General features: G+C 54.9%; 14 protein-coding genes. 3 read left to right on the forward strand and 11 right to left on the reverse strand.

Annotated elements, in window-relative coordinates:
- Positions 1 to 4 precede the first annotated feature (4 nt).
- The 3 genes from RG807_RS12395 to RG807_RS12405 all read right to left on the reverse strand — a co-directional run bounded on the left by RG807_RS12395 (position 5) and on the right by RG807_RS12405 (position 2,666).
- Positions 5 to 547, reverse strand: a complete 543-nt coding sequence (locus RG807_RS12395; RefSeq protein WP_298448492.1) for an adenine phosphoribosyltransferase — start codon at positions 545 to 547, stop codon at positions 5 to 7.
- Between the two features lie 30 nt (positions 548 to 577).
- Positions 578 to 1,876 (reverse strand): NCS2 family permease, encoded by a 1,299-nt coding sequence (locus RG807_RS12400; protein ID WP_298448489.1) that lies wholly within the window; start codon positions 1,874 to 1,876, stop codon positions 578 to 580.
- Positions 1,877 to 2,048: 172 nt separating this feature from the next.
- Positions 2,049 to 2,666 (reverse strand): trimeric intracellular cation channel family protein, encoded by a 618-nt coding sequence (locus tag RG807_RS12405; protein WP_309045154.1) that lies wholly within the window; start codon positions 2,664 to 2,666, stop codon positions 2,049 to 2,051.
- A gap of 225 nt (positions 2,667 to 2,891) precedes the next feature.
- On the opposite strand from RG807_RS12405, the gene RG807_RS12410 reads away from it, so the two are divergent.
- Positions 2,892 to 3,872 carry an NADPH:quinone oxidoreductase family protein gene (locus RG807_RS12410; protein WP_309045155.1) on the forward strand — a complete coding sequence of 327 codons (981 nt, stop codon included), beginning with the start codon at positions 2,892 to 2,894 and terminating at the stop codon, positions 3,870 to 3,872.
- Positions 3,873 to 4,150: 278 nt separating this feature from the next.
- Here the strand turns inward: RG807_RS12410 and RG807_RS12415 are convergent, their stop codons facing one another.
- The 8 genes from RG807_RS12415 to RG807_RS12450 all read right to left on the reverse strand — a co-directional run bounded on the left by RG807_RS12415 (position 4,151) and on the right by RG807_RS12450 (position 15,585).
- On the reverse strand, positions 4,151 to 5,974 hold the full coding sequence (locus RG807_RS12415; RefSeq protein ID WP_309045156.1) for a long-chain-acyl-CoA synthetase: 1,824 nt from the start codon (positions 5,972 to 5,974) through the stop codon (positions 4,151 to 4,153).
- Positions 5,975 to 6,007: 33 nt separating this feature from the next.
- Positions 6,008 to 6,835 carry an SDR family oxidoreductase gene (locus tag RG807_RS12420; RefSeq protein ID WP_309045157.1) on the reverse strand — a complete coding sequence of 276 codons (828 nt, stop codon included), beginning with the start codon at positions 6,833 to 6,835 and terminating at the stop codon, positions 6,008 to 6,010.
- Entirely contained in the window at positions 6,832 to 8,802 is a 1,971-nt protein-coding gene (locus tag RG807_RS12425; protein ID WP_309045158.1) for an acetyl/propionyl/methylcrotonyl-CoA carboxylase subunit alpha, read from the reverse strand. Before RG807_RS12425 ends, RG807_RS12420 begins: the two co-directional genes overlap by 4 nt.
- Before the next feature lie 233 nt (positions 8,803 to 9,035).
- A complete protein-coding gene (locus RG807_RS12430) occupies positions 9,036 to 9,854 on the reverse strand; it encodes an enoyl-CoA hydratase/isomerase family protein (protein WP_309045159.1) in 819 nt (272 codons plus the stop codon).
- A 154-nt stretch (positions 9,855 to 10,008) separates the two neighbouring features.
- The gene (locus RG807_RS12435; RefSeq protein ID WP_309045160.1) at positions 10,009 to 11,169 is read right to left on the reverse strand and encodes an acyl-CoA dehydrogenase family protein; all 1,161 of its coding nucleotides are present in this window, start codon (positions 11,167 to 11,169) and stop codon (positions 10,009 to 10,011) included.
- A gap of 102 nt (positions 11,170 to 11,271) precedes the next feature.
- Complete coding sequence (locus RG807_RS12440; protein WP_309045161.1) at positions 11,272 to 12,888, reverse strand: acyl-CoA carboxylase subunit beta; 1,617 nt, start codon at positions 12,886 to 12,888, stop codon at positions 11,272 to 11,274.
- A 10-nt stretch (positions 12,889 to 12,898) separates the two neighbouring features.
- Positions 12,899 to 13,765: an SDR family oxidoreductase gene (locus RG807_RS12445; protein ID WP_309045162.1), complete on the reverse strand. Its 867-nt coding sequence runs from the start codon at positions 13,763 to 13,765 to the stop codon at positions 12,899 to 12,901.
- Positions 13,766 to 13,788: 23 nt separating this feature from the next.
- Positions 13,789 to 15,585 carry an acyclic terpene utilization AtuA family protein gene (locus RG807_RS12450; RefSeq protein WP_309045163.1) on the reverse strand — a complete coding sequence of 599 codons (1,797 nt, stop codon included), beginning with the start codon at positions 15,583 to 15,585 and terminating at the stop codon, positions 13,789 to 13,791.
- A gap of 156 nt (positions 15,586 to 15,741) precedes the next feature.
- Between RG807_RS12450 and RG807_RS12455 the strand changes: the two genes are divergently transcribed.
- Positions 15,742 to 16,356 (forward strand): TetR/AcrR family transcriptional regulator, encoded by a 615-nt coding sequence (locus RG807_RS12455; RefSeq protein ID WP_309045164.1) that lies wholly within the window; start codon positions 15,742 to 15,744, stop codon positions 16,354 to 16,356.
- A gap of 331 nt (positions 16,357 to 16,687) precedes the next feature.
- Positions 16,688 to 17,689, forward strand: a complete 1,002-nt coding sequence (locus RG807_RS12460; RefSeq protein WP_435404676.1) for a hypothetical protein — start codon at positions 16,688 to 16,690, stop codon at positions 17,687 to 17,689.
- Positions 17,690 to 17,699 lie beyond the last annotated feature (10 nt).

Below are 17,699 nucleotides of genomic sequence, written 5' to 3' on the forward strand. Positions count from 1 at the left end.
GTCTCTATTCGCCCTCAAACGAGCATACAGTATAGACCTTGAGGCCCTCTTCTTGCAGCTTGGCAGATCCGCCTAGATCGGGAAGATCGATCATGGCAGCCACTTCGATAATTTCTGCACCAATACGGCGAATCAACCGGCTGGCGGCGAGCATGGTGCCACCGGTGGCGATCAGGTCGTCCACCAGTATCACTTTGTCGCCGGGTTTGAACGCATCCTGGTGTAGCTCTACTGAAGCGGTTCCGTATTCCAGCTCATAGTCTTCCACCAGGGTATCGAACGGTAGCTTGCCTTTCTTGCGTACCAGTACCAGCGAGGCGTTTAGCTCATACGCCAACGCCGAACCGATGATGAATCCGCGGGCATCCACCGCAGCCACAGCATCAATATCGTGGCCATGGTAGCGGTGTACGAACGCATCAATCAGCTTTCGGAATGCAGTTTTGTCCTGCAGAACCGTGGTTATATCCCGGAAGTCGACGCCGGGCTTTGGCCAGTTTGGCACTGTACGGATGGCTTGCTTGATGCTTTGAGAAAAATAATCCATAAAAAGTCAGGCTCTCAGACTGGGCGTAGATTAACCTGCGTCCAGAAACATGAATTTCAGGATGAAAACAACAGAGATCACAATAACGCTCACATTCAGGTCAGACCAGCGTCCACTCAGAGCTTTGATCACGGCGTAAGTAATGAAGCCTAGCGCAATGCCATTAGCGATTGAGAAGGTCAGCGGCATTACCAGAGCGGTAACCACAGCTGGCGCTGCATCCGTGATGTCGTCCCAGTCTATCAGCTTGAGACCGCCGGTCATCAGCACAGCCACGTAAAGCAGAGCGGGTGCAGTGGCGTAGGCTGGAATAATGCTCGCGATGGGTGCCAGCAGCAGGCACGCCAGAAACAGCAGAGCCACAACCACAGCCGTCAGGCCGGTGCGCCCACCCGCAGAAATACCTGCAGTGGATTCAATGTAGCTGGTGGTAGTTGAGGTTCCGAGAGCGGCGCCAGACATGGTCGCAACAGAGTCAGACATGAGCGCGCGGCCCAGGCGTGGCAGCTTGCCATCTTTGTCCAGCAGACCACCGCGCTGTGCAGCACCGATCAGTGTGCCTGACGTATCGAAGAGGTCCACAAACAGGAACGCGAACACGATGCTGATCATGCCAACGTTCAGTGCGCCCGCTATGTCCATTTTCATGAAAGTGGGTGCAAGACTTGGTGGGGCAGAGACGAAGCCATTGTATTCCACCATGCCGAGCATCATGGCGATGGCGGTCACGGCAATAATGCCAATCATCACCGAGCCGGTTATGCGGCGGAACGAAAGTGCGCAGATCAGGACAAAACCACCAAAAAACAGAAGACTCTCGGCTGACTTCAGTTCGCCCAAGCCAACCAGTGTGGCTGGGTTGTCTACCACGATACCCGCATTTTTAAGTGCAATCAGTGCCAGGAAGAAGCCGATACCCGCAGAAATTCCGAAGCGCAGGGACAGGGGAATGCTGTTGATGATCCATTCGCGGATCTTGAAAATACTCAACAGGAAGAAGATCAAACCAGAGAGGAAGACCGCGCCAAGTGCAACTTCCCAGCTATACCCGAGGCTGCCCACAACAGTGAACGCGAAAAAGGCGTTCAGCCCCATGCCCGGAGCGAGCGCAATTGGATAGTTAGCCCACAGCCCCATGATCAGGGTTCCAATAGCAGCTGCGAGACAGGTTGCTACAAATACCGCACCGTAGTCCATTCCGGTGGTGGACAGCATGTCCGGGTTGACCACGATAATATACGCCATGGTCAGGAAGGTGGTGATGCCCGCTACCAGTTCTTTACGAACGTTGGTGCCGTGGGCCTGAAGTTTGAACAGTCGTTCGAGCATGACGGGTGTCTGCCTCTCAGGATGCCAATGAGTGTAAGGTTTGGGAGCGCGTTAAGAACGGAAAACAGTTGATATTCGAAAAAATATGCGTGAAAAAACGGTAATCTTACCGGTTGAAGGTGATCCCGCCAAGTAGTGATTGGCGTATTGGATCACGAGCCGCACTGGTGCTTCAGTTTTGCGCTGGATCGCGTTGTAACCGAATATCGAAACGTACGGCAGCCATCCGCACTATCACAATAAACAGAAGGCCAATGGTCAGCGCCAGAGTTTCGCTTTCAAGTGACCACTGACAGAGGAAATAGAGCCAGCAACCCGCAAATGAAATGGATGCGTAAATTTGATCCTTGCGGAAAATGAAGGGAACTTCGTTACAAAGAGTGTCTCGCAGAGCCCCGCCGAATGTGCCGGTCATAACTCCGAGCATGGAAGCGATAAACCACGAATGCCCCAAGTCCAGTGCCAATTGCGCACCCAGTATCGAGAAAATGCCTAGCCCTATGGCGTCTGGAAACACAATCCAGGATTCGCGCATACGTTCAGAGCGCTTCCAGTAGCTGAATACAATCGCCATGGCGAGAATCAGAATCGGCTGTTCTTCATGCTTGATCCAGTAAAGCGGGTGGTTTGCCATAATGAGATCGCGCAGGGTCCCGCCCCCCAGGGCGGTGATAAAACCAATAGCAAAAACACCGACCGGGTCCATGTTTTTGGATCGGGCAACCAGCATGCCTGAAATGGCAAAGGCAACAATCCCTATCATTTCAAGCGAATAGATTATATCTGGCATAGCGAACCCTGAAAGGTAGGCGGGTGGTTTTTGAACAGCTCATATCAGGAGCGCGAAGAATAACGGAAATTAGCGCTTGATTCATCTCTAAGACGGTGTCGAAGTTAAGAAGTGTATAAGCCGTGTTTATAGATATGGATAAAGGTTCTTTATTTGCTTCATGATGAGAGTCTGTTTAGCTTGATGTCATTCAATAAAAACAGATTTTTATCAAAAGGAGTCCCCATGAAAGCAATCCTCTGTAAAGAATATGGTCCTGCCTCGAGTTTGGTCATTGAGGACGTGCCTAGCCTGGAGGCGAAAGGTCGCGGTGTGAAGGTGCGCGTTAAGGCAGCCGGGCTGAACTTTCCCGATACGCTTATTATTGAAAACAAGTATCAGCTTAAGCCAACCCTGCCATTTTCCCCTGGTGGTGAGTTGTCTGGTGAAGTGATCGCGGTGGGAGATAAGGTCACCCGCTTTAAGGTTGGTGACAGGGTTGCTGGCCTGACGGGTTACGGTGCTTTTGCTGAAGAAGTAATTGTGCCTGAGCATAACTTGCTGCCGATACCGGAAGGCATGAGCGACGAAAAAGCGGCCGGCTTTACCATGGTTTATGGCACGTCTTATTACGCCCTCAAGCAGCGCGCAAACATTCAGCCGGGAGAAACACTGTTGGTGCTTGGTGCCAGTGGTGGCGTAGGCCTGGCAACGGTAGAGCTTGGCAAGGCTATGGGGGCTCATGTTATTGCTGCTGCCAGCTCCGCTGAGAAGCTTGAGGTTGCCAGGGCGGCTGGTGCAGATGAGTTGATCAATTACACAGAAGAGTCTGTGAAAGACGCTGTAAAGCGCTTGACCAGAAGCAAGGGCGTAGATGTCATTTACGATCCTGTAGGTGGTGATTTCACCGAGCAAGCTGTGCGAGCCATGGCCTGGAATGGTCGCCATTTGATCGTAGGCTTTGCTGCCGGCGATATCCCGAAAATTCCGGCAAACCTGACTCTGTTGAAAGGCTGCTCGGTTGTTGGTGTGTTCTGGGGCAGCTTCACCCAGCGTGAGCCGGAAGCGAGTGCCCAGAATATGGTGGAGCTGATGAAGCTCTACGCTGGAGGCAAAATTGATCCAAAGGTCAGTGAAGTTTTCGAGTTTGAGGATTATGCCAAGGCATTGGGTGCTCTGTCTGAGCGGCGGGCTACCGGGAAGGTAGTGCTTAAAGTTGGTTCCTGAGTACCGTAGCCTGATTTTTTGAGTGCAGAGCCGTGGCTGACAGGCCTCCCCAAAAACCGCTACGAGCACATCCATGTGCGCTTGTCGGTGGCCATCCTTGGCCACCGGCATTTTTGGGGAGGCCTGTCAGCCACGGCTATCCGACTTCTCAGATATATCAAAGATCAAATGAATTTGGCTTATGAAGCTCGTAGCGGTTTTTGGGAGGGGGTTCCCACCAACGCAGCCCCTCAAGCTTTATAGGCGCGGGCAGTAATAACTAGCCGGCACCACCATAATCAAAAACTAAACTGCCCAGAATCAATATCCGATACCAGCTCCGGAGTCAGCAGCGTGTAACCCTCAGTTTTAGGAAGCCACGCATAAATCGCCTCATCTGAACGGTTCAGCGAGTAACCGGCTTTCTGGATATCCACCTTGCGGTACTTGAAGGTACCCGTTTTCTCAATAGCGTCAGTCACACGCACAAACACAGGCACTGCATAAGCAGGCAGGTTCGTTCGCATATAGTCCAGCAGCTTGGCAATATCGAAATTGCTCATATCCGGAACCAGAGTCACCATACCGGCCTTGCCGTTGGTCTTCGGGATTTCCACACCATAGACAATGGCTTCTTCCACCATGCCGGAGCCGTCGATGATGTTCTCAACTTCGTTGGTCGAGACGTTTTCGCCTTTCCAGCGGAAGGTGTCGCCCATTCGATCCACAAACTGTAGATGTCCACAACCGATGGATTTCAAAACATCACCCGTGTTGAACCAGGCGTCACCTTTTTTGAAAGCATCCCGAATGAGGGATTTTTCGGTGGCTTCTTTCTGGGTGTACCCTTCAAACGTCCATTTTTTGGTATTTTCACCAATAAGCAGGCCTGGCTGGCCTTTTTCGGCTTCTTCCAGTGTCCCCTTCTCATTGCGAATCGGGTCGCGGGTGCCATCGTGGAATTTCACCAGTTTGTACGGCGCTGTAGACAGGCCGACGGTGTTATCCAGGTTGAAGAAGTTACTGAAGCCGATGTTGCCTTCACTGGAGGCGTAGAGTTCCGACACGGTTTTAATGCCAAAACGGTCTTTGAACTCATTCCATATGGAAGGCCGTAAACCATTGCCAAGCATTTTCGTCAGGCGGTGGTTGCGATCCTGATCACTTGGCGGATGATTCAGCAGGTAGCGGCAGAGTTCGCCAATGTAGCCGAAGGCCGTTGCATCGTAGCGGCGCACGTCGTCCCAGAAGGCGCTGGCGGAGAACTTCCGGCGCAGGGCGAAGGCAGATCCTCCCGCCAGGGCAGTACTCCAGCACACCACCAGGCCAGTACCGTGGTACAGGGGCAGGGTGCAGTAGAAGACGTCGTCCGGCGTCATTGAAAGCGCCATCATTCCAAAGCCGCCGTAGGCTTTTACGAACTTGGTGTGTGATCCGGGTGCGGCCTTGGGCAGGCCAGTTGTGCCGGAAGTAAACAGATAAATTGCAGTATCTCCGGTTCTGGGCGGGTCACTCAGCTCCGGATTGTTGCTGTTGAAAGTACTGACCTGCTGCGCCAAGTTGGCGTAGCCCGTGGGCGCATCACCGAAGGCATTAAGAGTGTTGGTGTCAGCAAGAAATAGATGGGGCGTGGGGTGGTCAAGCTGAACGCCGGCTTTGATGTCATCAAATGCAGATACCAGCTCCTCGCCAACCACGATCATTTTCGGTTTAATCAGATTGATGCTGTGTTCCAGCACTTTTCCTCTTTGGGAGGAGTTCAGCATGGCACAGGCAACGCCAATCTTGGCCGCGCCTGAAACCACTGCCAGAATCTCCGGGCGATTCTCAAGCAATACTGCAATTGAATCGCCCTTTTTCAGACCCTGAGCCTGAAGATAAGCCGCAATGCGATTGGACCAGGCATTGAACTCGCCCCAGGTTATGCTGCGATCCTCAAACAAAATAGCCGTTTTTTCCCGGTATTTTTCGGCATTCTTCTCTACGAGAGTTCCGAGGGTGAGAGGTTTGCGCGCATCCTTCACTGAGTAATAGTAATAGCCTTTGGCAATTGCCGGGAGTCGTTTGAAGACTCCTGGCAGGCTGCGCATCAGGTCCATCCCAGTAACTTTATCTTGGCTCATAGTCTTTCCGTCTGGTGTTATTATAAGTTTGGGCTAGTCCAGATAGAGGTCTGGCAACAACGGCTTGTCATTGGCCTCATAACGGTAGCCTTCAAAATCGGTTACGCCGTCCTGGCGCAGCACGTCTTCGTCTATCAGGTTTTGGCCTGTCATCTCTTCAATAGAGTGATTCAGGATGCTTACCGCTGCATCTGCCATGATCTCGGGAGTCCGGCCTTGTGCCATCATTTGCGCTCCGCCCGCTTCATGCTCAATGGCCGCGGTCGAGATAAGCGTTTTCGGCCAGAGCGTGTTAACGGCGATACCGTAGCGTTTAAACTCCTGGGCCATGCCAATGCTGATCATGGTCATGGCGTATTTTGTGGAGGTGTATGGCCCAAACTGAGCAAACCATTTCGGGTCAAGGTTCAGCGGCGGTGACATGCTCAGAATGTGGGCGCGCTTGGATTTTTTGAGCCAGGGTAGGGCGGCCTGACTGCAGGCAAGCACAGCGCGGGCATTCACTTGATGCAAGAGATCGAAGCGACTTACCTTCAGATTCTCTACGCCAGTCAGGCGAATGGCGCCGGCGTTGTTGATCAGGGCGTCAATGCCGCCAAAGTGTTCAGCGGCTTCATCGATACGCTGCTTGATCTGATCTTCATCGCGTACGTCGAGTACCACCGGCAGCGCCTGGCCACCGGCCGCACGAACTTCTTCCGCTACGGTGTGGATGGTGCCTGGCAGCTTGGGATGAGGTGTGTCTGACTTTGCCGCGATAATCACGTTTGCGCCCTGGCGTGCACAGGCGAGGGCGATGGCACGGCCGATGCCCCGGCTGGCGCCGGTAATAAATACGGTTTGGTTTTTCAATGTGTTCACTGTTGATTCTCCTGTTCGGATGCTTCGCCGGTGGTCACTTCCACCAACAATTGATTACGCTTGACCTGGTCACCTTTGGTGGTCAGTACCTGAGCTACGACACCGTCGCAGTCGGCTTTGACCGGGTGTTCCATCTTCATGGCTTCGAGTATGACGAGGGTGTCGCCCTGGCTAACGGTTTGGCCGGGTTCTACCAAAACGTCGATAATGGCGCCGTCCATAGAGGCCTGAATGCGCCCACTACCGGCACCATTAGCACCTGCCGCAGGCTGGTGAGTGAGATCAGTGACCGACCACGACTCTCCGAACGCCTGCAAATATAGGGAATCCCCAGCGCGGTGATATTGGCAACGCTGACGAATGTTGTTGTCGATAATGCATAAAATGCCGTTATTCAGGCTGGTCACGACCAATTCGTGATGTTCGTCACCGAGACTGCAGGACACTTTGTTGCCGCTGCTTTGTACCAGTAGCTCAACCGTTTCGTCGCCGACGGCCAACTTCATGGGTGTGTTCGTGGCGGGTGCGTTGCTCCAGGCTTTGTTACCGGCTGTATCGTGGGCCAGTACACAGGCTGCAATGGCAAGCTGGCGGATTTGCAGTTTGGCTGGCTGCAGTGACGGGTCTTCACTGAAGCCCTGTTGCAGGAATGCTGTGGTTGCTTCACCGGCGCCAAAGGTGCTGTCGGCAATGATGCGGCCGAGGAAGTACCGGTTGGTTGTGACACCAAATACGGTTGTATCTTCCAAAGCGCGAATCAAGCGGCGGCGTGCTTCATCCCGGTTTTCACCCCAAGCGATGACTTTTGCAAGCATGGGGTCATAGTGCGGTGTAACTTCATCACCGGAGCGCACCCCTGTGTCATAACGCAGGCCTTCGCCTTCCGCAGGCTGGAAAATATGCAGTGGGCCGGTCTGGGGCGTGAAGCCGTTGGATGGGTCTTCCGCGTACAGCCGGACTTCGATGGCGTGGCCGTTCAATTCGATGTCATTCTGAGCCAGGGGCAATGGCAGGCCTTCGGCAACGGTAAGCTGCCAAGCGACCAGATCCTGCCCGGTGATCAATTCTGTAACCGGGTGCTCTACCTGCAGGCGGGTGTTCATTTCCAGGAAGTAGAAGTTGCGGTCTTTGTCGACGAGGAATTCGACGGTGCCTGCGCCTTCGTAATTACAGGCCAGCGCCGCTTTTACGGCAGCTTCGCCCATGGCGACCCGGATTTCCGGTGTCACGAAGGGGGAGGGTGCTTCTTCAACGACTTTCTGGTGGCGACGCTGTACGGAGCAGTCCCGCTCGCCGAGGTATACGGCATTGCCGTGCTGATCGGCGAACACCTGAATTTCTACGTGGCGGGGTTCGATTACCGCTCTTTCGAGTATCAGTTCGTCGTCGCCGAATGCCTGCTTGGATTCGGAGCGCGCCCGTTTGATGTTGTCGGCCAGTTCGGATTCGCTGTGCACAAGACGCATGCCCCGGCCACCGCCGCCGGCAGAGGCTTTAATCATCAGCGGGTAGCCGATGTCAGCTGCTGCAGCAATGAGTTCCTCGTCGCTGGCGTTGTCGCCTTCGTATCCGGGAACAACCGGTACGCCGGCTTTTTGCATGGCGATTTTAGAGCGTCGCTTGCTGCCCATGAGTTCGATGGCGCCCGCTGGGGGGCCTACGAATACGATGCCAGCTTCTTTACAGGCGTCTGAAAAGCCTGAGTTCTCGGAGAGAAAACCGTAACCCGGATGGATGCAGTCGGCGCCTGTTTTGCGGGCGGCATCGAGTATGGCGTCGGCGTTCAGGTAAGACGCGGATACTTGGGCCGGCCCTATGCAAACGGCTTCGTCTGCCAGTTCGGTGTGCATGGCATTGGCGTCAGCCTCGGAGTATACGGCGACGGTGCGGTATCCGAGGGCTTTGGCGGTGCGAATAACGCGGACTGCGATTTCGCCCCGGTTTGCTATTAGTAACTTTTTCAACATGGCTTATTACTCTTAATCGGTGCTAGGCCGCAAGTGAGAGGGAAAGAGGCTTCCAGAAAACCGCTACGAGCACATCCATGTGCGCTTGTTTCCGGCCGTCCTTGGCCTCCAACATTTTCTGGAAGCCTCTTTCCCTCTCACTCGCTCCGCAATCATTTGAATCGGTATGCCTGATCGTGAATGGCCGACGGCATTTCCTGAACGCTCGCCCACCGGCACTCACTCCCACGAGCCTACTTCGTGTCTGCCCAGGCTGGTGGACGCTTTTGCATGAATGCCATGGTGCCTTCGTTGCCTTCATTGCCTCTAACGGCTGCGGCGAACATTTCGGCGGCGCTGTCGAGTAACCCGCTCATGGATTCGTGTCCAACTCGGTGAAGCAGAGCCTTGGTTTCAGCTGTGGCATTTGGTGCGCAGTTGCGAACACGCTCAACAGCGTGCGCCAGCATGTCCTCCAGCTCTACATCGGATGATGCGACCTGGTGAACAATGCCCAGTGAACAGGCTTCTTCGGCACCAATTCTCAAACCGAGAAGGGAAAGCCGGCGGGCCTGGGTGAGGCCGATTCGCTCTACTACAAACGGTGCGATCTGGGCCGGGATGATGCCGAGGGAGGTTTCCGGCATGCCGAATTTTGCGGTGGGCCCCGCGATAGCAACGTCGGAGACGCAGGCCAAACCAAAACCGCCGCCCATTACCGCACCTTCGGTGACGGCGATGACGACTTTGGAGGATTCGTTCACTTGCTGAATCATCGCCCCAAAGGCGCGGTTCAGAACATAGAAGGGGTCGGCCTCGCCTTCGCCGGTTTTCTGGCTGCGGGCACCGGCTAAATCCTTGATGTCGCCACCAGCACAGAAATGGCCGCCGGAGCCGCGGATGACCACGGCGCGGATGCTGGGATCAGATTCCACTTCGGTAAAGATTGTGGACAGCTCTGCCACCATTTGCAGGCTCATGGCATTCCGGGATTCCGGCCGGTTGATGGTGACGTGCAGGGCTGGGCCCTGTTTTTCCAGAAGCAGTGTTTCGCAGTGAGGCAAGGTTTCCATAAAACGACTCCAAGAAGAATGTCTGGAGCTGGCGGCCCGGCACGGCTGTTCAGGACTGTTGAGGGCCATGGATGGCCCGATTCAAGCCCTACAAGGATGTACTTGTGGGCGTGTCCTGAACAGCCGTGCCGGGGTGCCAGCTGTGCTCCGTGATTCAGCCTTTGGGCTTGCCAGGCAAGATGCCCATCATCTTGCTGATGATACCCAGCATGATTTCATCGGCGCCGCCGCCGATAGACACCAAGCGAACATCGCGGAATGCACGGGATGCCGGGTTGTCCCACATGAAGCCGTTGCCGCCCCAGTATTGCAGGCAGCTATCGGTAACTTCACGGCCCAGACGACCGGCTTTCAGCTTGGCCATGGAGGCGAGTTTGGTTACGTCTTTGCCTTCAACGTGCAGTTCGCAGGCTTTGTAGGTCAAGGCGCGCAGGGCCTCTACTTCTGTCTGCAGCTCGGCCAGGCGGAAGTGAATGACCTGATTGTCGATCAGCGGTGTACCGAAGGTTTTGCGCTCACGGCAGTATTCAATGGTCTGGTCGATGCAGTTTTCCAGCGCTTTGATAACGTTGGCAGCGCCCCACATGCGCTCTTCCTGGAATTGCAGCATCTGCATCATGAAGCCGGTGCCCTCGGCACCAATGCGATAACGCTGTGGAACACGAACGTCGTCAAAGAAGATCTGGGCAGTTTCCGAGGAGCGCATGCCCAGCTTGTTCAGGTGTGGGCTCATGGTGATGCCCGGGGAATTCATGGGTACGATGATCAGTGATTTATTCTTGTGGGGCTTGTCATCACTGGTGTTGGCCAGCAAGCAAATGAAGTCTGCCTGAGGGCTGTTAGTGATCCACATTTTGGAGCCGTTGATGATGTAATCATCGCCGTCTTTCTTGGCTGTGGTTTTCAGGCCTGCCACGTCGGAACCAGCACCTACCTCACTCACGCCAATGCAGCCGATCATGTCGCCGGTAATGGCCGGCGCCAGAAAGCTGCGCTTCAGTTCGTCTGAGCCGAAGCGGGCGATAGCAGGCGTGCACATGTCAGTCTGAACACCAATTGCCAAAGGTACGCCGCCACAGTTGGCCATGCCCAGTTCTTCAGCTGCAACGAGGTTGTAGCTGTAGTCCAGCCCCATGCCGCCATATTCCTCAGGTTTCTGGATGCCTAGTACACCAAGGTCGCCCAGTTTTTTGAATATTTCCCGGATGGGGAATTGGCCGGCTTCTTCCCACTCGTCGCAATGGGGGTTGATTTCTTTTTGCACGAAATCGCGGACGGTTTTTCTCAGAGCTTCGTGTTCGGCTGTAAATTTCACGGTGTTATTCTCCTGCTGTTTTTTGGTTCGTGCCTTCGTTCGTTTGAAGCACGTGTTCTATCTTTTGATTACCAGTATGTCGTCAGTCTGGATTAGCGCCGATCAGAGTCGGGCTACGCCAAAGGTGTTGGGTCGGAGCTGGCGCGTATCGGCTTCCCGGAACATGTCGAGTACCAGAGCCACAACTCTTCGGGTATCCCGTGGATCGATCAGGCCGTCATCCCATAACCGAGCTGTACCAAACAGGGCTGTTGAGCCATCTTCCAGTTTTTTGGCAGTGGCTTGTTCCAGGAAATCGAGGGTTTTGGGATCGGGCTCGACGCCGCTGCGGCGCTGTTTATCTTCCGCCACAATGCGCATAACCTTGCCAGCCTGGGCTGGGCCCATAACGGCGGTTCGGCTGTTGGGCCATGCGAAGATGAAGCGGGGGTCAAGGCCGCGACCACACATGGCGTAGTTGCCCGCGCCGTAGGAACCGCCAATCACAACCGCAACTTTAGGCACGCGACAGTTGGCAACCGCCTGGATCATTTTCGATCCGTTTTTAATGATGCCGTTCTGCTCGGAATGCGTGCCCACCATGAAGCCAGTGGTGTTGTGCAGGAACAGTAGCGGGGTGCCTGCCTGGTCGCAGAGCTGGATAAACTGTGCTGCCTTTGCGCTACCGGCCGGGGTGATCGGGCCATTGTTGCCAATGATGCCGACAGCGTGTCCTTCTATGCGAATGGTGCCGCATACGGTCTGGCTGTCGAACTCATTTTTGAAGTCCATGAACTTGGAACCATCACCGATGCGCGCCAGAATTTCGCGCACGTCGTATGGCTTTTTGGAGTCTGAGGGGATAACGCCCAGCAGCTCTTCAGCAGGGTAAAGAGGCTCATCCCATTTTAGTTCGCGCATAGGGGGGAGCAGTTCGTTCCATGGAAGGGCTTCCATGACGTTCCTGGCTTGGCGGATGCCATCTGCGTCGTCCTCGGCCAGATATTCAACGGTACCGGCAACCTGTGCGTGCATTTCTGCACCACCAAGCTCCTCGTCGTCGGCTATTTCACCGGTTGCAGCTTTTAGCAGCGGTGGGCCGGCCAGGAACATTTTGGCCTTGCCACGGATAGCGATTACGTAATCCGACAAGCCGGGCTGGTAGGCGCCGCCGGCAGTGGCGTTGCCATGTACAACGGTAACCTGCGGAATGCCCGCAGCGGACATACGGGCTTGGTTAGCGAAGCCCCGTGCACCCTGCACAAAAATATCCGTAGCGTAATTTAGGTTGGCGCCACCGCTTTCGGAAAGTGAAACAACCGGAAGTTTGTTCTCTTTGGCAATCTGCTGCAGGCGCAGGGTTTTATCCAGGCCTGCTGGCGTAATCGTGCCGCCTTTGATGGCGCTGTTGCTGGCGAGAATCAGGCAGCGGATGCCGCTAACGGTACCTATGCCTGCAATGATGCCGCCACCGGCCATGCTGCCGTCTTTGTCATCGTGCATTTTGTAGCCGGCTAGAGAGCATAGCTCCAGGAAAGGCGTGCCACGATCCAGCAAACGGTTGATGCGATCCCGGGGCAGGAGCTTTCCGCGCTTGGTGAACTTTTCCCGTGCTGCTTCTGCCAAGTCGAGAACTTTTTGTTCTACATCACGGAAGGTCCGGATGTGTTCTTCCATAGCCTCGGTGTTACCACGGAATTCATCCGATTGCGGGTTAACGCTGGTTTCCAGTGTTTGCATAAACGTATCCTCAATCCTCGCTGAGCACTTTGGGCGTTACAGCCCGGTGGAAGCCATTGAAGGGCTCATTGTTTTTTGCTTTGGGCAGTGGCCATATCCGGGTGCCTTGGGAGGCAGCGCCATCAATGCGCAGGCAATCGCCACTGATGAAGGACGCGCCGGGGCTAAGCAGGAAGCAGATCGCCGCACTGATTTCAGATTCAGTGCCCATGCGCTTGATGGGCACGTTATCGCCAAGGCTGCGAATCCACTGCTTCATGTGCTCGGGGTAGTTATCCATGCCGCTGGAGGCGATCCAGCCTGGCGCAACCGCATTCACTCGAACGCCGGAGGTGCCCCATTCCACAGCGGCGGTCTGGGTGAAGTTCACCATGCCCGCCCTTGCCGCACCTGAGTGACCCATGCCGGGCATGCCGCCCCACATATCTGCCACAATGTTCACGATGGAGCCGCCTGTTTTTGACAGGGCTTGGGTGTAAGCTTCTCGTGCCATCAAAAAGCCACCGGTGAGGTTGGTGCGAACCACTGTCTCCCAGCCTTTCTGGTTAATGCCGGCCAGAGGTGAGGGGAACTGGCCGCCAGCGTTATTCACCACACCGTGCAGGCCGCCGTGCTCTTCAATAATTGCCTTCACTGTGGCTTTAACCGACTCTTCTTCACGGATGTCGCACACGTGGGCCGAGGCAGTGCCACCGTCTTCAAGTATCTCTGCTTTTACAGCTTCAACTTTTTCGACTTTACGACCTACAAGCGCAACGTTGGCGCCCAGAGACGCGAGTTCGTGGGCCGTGCAGCGGCCGATGCCAGAACCGCCACCGGTTACGATAAAAGTCTGGCCCTTGAATAGGTCAGGGCGGAAAACCGATTGATAGCTCATAATTCCAAATCCTTCTTGACGACTCAGGAGGCCAATAGCCCGGCAGGCACTGGCACTGGAAACTCCAGTAACTGTTGAGCAAATGCCTTGCCTTGCGGATCAATGCGCAGGCTGGCTACGCCACCTCCGCCCAGGCTGTGCTCCAGCAGGAAGTTGAATGCGTAGAGCCCGGGCAGTGTCCAGCGGGTAACCTTGCCGGTTTCAGGGTTGAGTGTGTGAGCCATCCACTCCGCCACAGCTTCTTCACTCAATGCGGCTGCAATAAAAGGAACGAACTCAGGTTTGCGAGCAATAACGCCAATGTTGCTGTGGTCGCCTTTGTCGCCGCTGCGTGCCCAGGCCAAATCAATCAGGGGCACAGTGGTATCGGTCGCCGATGCGGCTTCGATTGAGGCTTGATCCTTGATCAGACCGGGCTGGAAGCCACCTGTGGAATCGACAGCAATGGGTGTTAGCTGTCCGTTCACATCAACAGAAACCGTTACGTCGCTCTTGGGGACCAGGCAGGAATAGAGGCGGATTTTGGGCCAAACGGCTGGCCGCCCACCCACGATGCCAGTCAGGCCAGGTGCCATGCCGGTAGCGGCTTGTGCGATCTCTCGGGAGAACAGCACCAAGGCTCCCTTCTTTGCGTGGGCTGCACTGATTTTCACAATGATTTCCCGCGTGCCCTGGCAGCGACCTTGCTTGCCATACGTGGCTTCCGTGCCCAGCAGTTCGATACTGGTTTCGGTGTAGTCTGGCAGGCCGCGCTCCTGGAACAGGCGCGATGTTTTCGTGAGAATGGCTTCGGCCACTGCCTGGGCTTTCTTAGGAGCATCAATGCCAGCAAGCAGGAAGGTTGCGGTGCATTTGAAGCCATCGGGCCAAGTGCCGGATACCTTGTAGCTGTCGGTGGGCGGCAACCCGCGGGCGCCACGAACGGTCACACGGTCCGGGCCGCTTTCGATCAACTCTACATCCGTAAAATCGCAGGTGACATCTGGCAGTAGATACGCGCGGGGATCGCCAATTTCGTAAACCAGTTGCTCAGCGACCGTGCCACGACTTACCAGGCCACCCGTGCCATCCGGCTTGGTAACAACGAACTCACCATTTTCGCTGACTTCAGCAATCGGGAAGCCCATATCGGCGAATCCATCAGCAACGTCTTCCCAGTCGGTAAAGTTACCGCCGGTAGATTGCGCTCCGCACTCCAACAGGTGGCCGGCAAGGCTGGCTTGCGCCAGTTTGTCGTAGTCCTTCCAGTCCCAGCCGAATTCGTGAACCAGAGGCGCGAGCACCAAAGCGCTGTCGACCACCCGGCCAGTAAGAACAATGTCTGCGCCCTGATCCAAGGCAGCCGCCAAACCAGATGCACCAAGGTAAGCGTTCAGGCTAACCATCATTGCGGGCATAGGTGCGCCGGTGGCCATTTCGGTAATACCCGCTTTGCTCAGGGCCTGTTTCTGGGGTAGCAGATCATCCCCGAGAACCAGAGCAATCTTCATGTCTACGCCGGCCTTTTCGCATAATGCTTGCAAAGCGTCACGGCAAGCGACCGGGTTCACGCCGCCGGCGTTGGTCAGTACGCGAATCCCTTTTGCTTTGATGTCAGCAAGGAGAGGGCCCATGACTGTTTCAACGAAATCCCGTGCATAGCCCTGGCTGGGGTCTTTCATCTTCTGGCCGGCCATGATCGACATGGTAACTTCGGCCAGATAGTCGGCGACCAGATAATCAATACCACCTTTGTGAACCAGTTGCGCTGCGGCCGTTTCAGTGTCGCCCCAGAAAGCGGAGGAACAACCAATCCGGATAGTCTTCGGTGAATTCGTCATGTCTGTGCATCCTGTAGCTGTGTTGCCTTGGGTATCACGGATGTGTGCCGGCAACGGTTGAACCGTTAACCAAACAATACCAAGCAAGCGCTTGGTTTGTAAACAGGCAAATCTCAGGTAGAATGCAGTTTCTCTGTAAAGCCGCTGGATACGCTCGTGAATCAAGAAAAAATACTTCAGTCACTTATCGCCGATAACCTGGTATCAGCATCAGACAGTGCCCGCGGACGGCTGCTTCGGGAAGCCGCGCGCCTGTTCCGTGAAAAAGGTTATGAGCGCACCACAGTGAGAGACCTGGCCGCTGCGGTGGGCATTCAGTCGGGGAGTCTTTTCCACCACTTCCGAACCAAAGAAGAAATTCTTAAAGCGGTTATGGTCGAAACCATCAGGCTGAACACGGCCGTGATGCAGGCCGCCATGGGTGAAGCGAAATCCAATCGGGAAAAACTCAGAGCACTCATAAGCGCAGAGCTGGAGTCCATTAACGGCCAGACGGGGGAGGCCATGGCCGTTCTGGTGTATGAATGGCGCAGTTTGTCTGAAGCCTCTCGGACTGAAGTGTTGGAGCTTCGGGATAGATACGAAGCCTTGTGGCTGGATGTATTGACCGGCCTTGAAGGAGAGGGCGCGCTAAAAGCCGATCCATTTGTGGTGCGCCGTATGTTGACGGGAGCCCTTAGCTGGACCGTAACCTGGTACCGCCCGGATCGTGGCGGCTTGACCCGGGATGGGTTAACCGACCAAGTGGTGGCAATGCTTGGCATGGGCTAGCGCCAGAATTGGCACTTTGTAGTGACTGCATGCATTTTGTGAGTAAATTAATTTCAAGGTGTGTGCAGGCGTATATTTTCGAAGTTATTGTTTTAAGTCAAAATATCACCAAAAAGAACCGGACATTTCAGGCCATTGGCCTGATCGGCATGGGCCTGCCGGCAAACGAGCCATTTTTGTAGGACAGCTTTCAACGCACTCTTGCTTCCGGAATGACAGAACCAACTGCATTCCACCCAGATAAAAACAAAGCAAAGCAGAGTGATTTAACATGTCCATATTGGCAACGTATGCAGGTCGTCTTGCGGCGACGCGCAACAAACTGGTTTTAATGGCAACGGCAGTAATGTTTGCAGGGTGTTCCGCAAACCCCATACACAAAGTCACTGGGACTGTGCTGGCGGGTTACGCTGAGAGTGAAGCCACTCCTTACGTTATGCAGATGTCTGACCCCAAAATGGCCTGTGCGCTAGGGGAAGGCGTTGACCCCCTGATCTACTCCTTTTCGCGAATCAACGATGCGCCAGATACGAGCGGGTCGTTGTTGATGCTGTTAGCGGCCAATTGCATGGAGTACCGTGCGTGGGAGGCCGAGCTTGATTACCTGCGGGCGGATTATGAAGGCGATGTGCCTTTAGCCAAAGACTCCCGCGAACGAGCCAAACGCTTATACGCCCTCACTGCTGAACGCCGCTTGATGGCTTTCAATAGAGCTATGGCGGCCTACGATTTCGACCCGGCCAAAGAACCCCTTGAATGCCCGTTCCTGTACAGCGAACAAGACGAGATTACGTTCCTTCTTGGCCTGTTGACCGGTTTGCAGGCCGTTGTAAATGATGCCAACTCAGGTGCCCGTGCTGGGATACCACGCAATATAGCTCCTCAGGCTGAGCGTGCAGCAACCTGTATTGATAACGAAAAAACAGGTGGGTTGCCCAATGCCGTTCGCGCCATGGTTTGGCTGCTGCTGCCAGACACCCGTCCGGATTTGTCTCCCGATCCCTGGGAAGTACTCGAAAACAGCTCTGCTATGGGCGTAAAAGCGGGTATGCGCGCGTCAATGGCACTTGAAGCTGTTGCCGCAGAAACTTTTGGGCGCACGGATGTTCTGGCTGACGTCATCCACCGCTTTGCAGAAGCTGACGACACTATTGAGGTGTGGGAAAAGTATCGCCTGGCTGACCATGTGGCTCGCGCCATCATCCAGTTTTCCTCAGACAAATACTGGACTGCCGAGTATGGCTATAGAACACCACAGGCGTTCTTCGGGAAAATGAGCTCTGAACGAAACAACGAAAACATTGAGACCATGAGCCTGGATGGCCTGCTCTGAGCGAGCAACT

The sequence above is a fragment of the Marinobacter sediminicola genome, assembly GCF_031157525.1.
GTDB lineage: Bacteria > Pseudomonadota > Gammaproteobacteria > Pseudomonadales > Oleiphilaceae > Marinobacter > Marinobacter sediminicola.

What these genes read in the sequence shown, in the direction of transcription:
- RG807_RS12395 (WP_298448492.1), bottom strand. Translation starts at nt 547, where the DNA reads ATGGATTATTTTTCTCAAAGCATCAAGCAAGCCATCCGTACAGTGCCA.
- RG807_RS12400 (WP_298448489.1), bottom strand. Translation starts at nt 1,876, where the DNA reads ATGCTCGAACGACTGTTCAAACTTCAGGCCCACGGCACCAACGTTCGT.
- RG807_RS12405 (WP_309045154.1), bottom strand. Translation starts at nt 2,666, where the DNA reads ATGCCAGATATAATCTATTCGCTTGAAATGATAGGGATTGTTGCCTTT.
- RG807_RS12410 (WP_309045155.1), top strand. Translation starts at nt 2,892, where the DNA reads ATGAAAGCAATCCTCTGTAAAGAATATGGTCCTGCCTCGAGTTTGGTC.
- RG807_RS12415 (WP_309045156.1), bottom strand. Translation starts at nt 5,974, where the DNA reads ATGAGCCAAGATAAAGTTACTGGGATGGACCTGATGCGCAGCCTGCCA.
- RG807_RS12425 (WP_309045158.1), bottom strand. Translation starts at nt 8,802, where the DNA reads ATGTTGAAAAAGTTACTAATAGCAAACCGGGGCGAAATCGCAGTCCGC.
- RG807_RS12430 (WP_309045159.1), bottom strand. Translation starts at nt 9,854, where the DNA reads ATGGAAACCTTGCCTCACTGCGAAACACTGCTTCTGGAAAAACAGGGC.
- RG807_RS12440 (WP_309045161.1), bottom strand. Translation starts at nt 12,888, where the DNA reads ATGCAAACACTGGAAACCAGCGTTAACCCGCAATCGGATGAATTCCGT.
- RG807_RS12445 (WP_309045162.1), bottom strand. Translation starts at nt 13,765, where the DNA reads ATGAGCTATCAATCGGTTTTCCGCCCTGACCTATTCAAGGGCCAGACT.
- RG807_RS12450 (WP_309045163.1), bottom strand. Translation starts at nt 15,585, where the DNA reads ATGACGAATTCACCGAAGACTATCCGGATTGGTTGTTCCTCCGCTTTC.
- RG807_RS12460 (WP_435404676.1), top strand. Translation starts at nt 16,688, where the DNA reads ATGGCAACGGCAGTAATGTTTGCAGGGTGTTCCGCAAACCCCATACAC.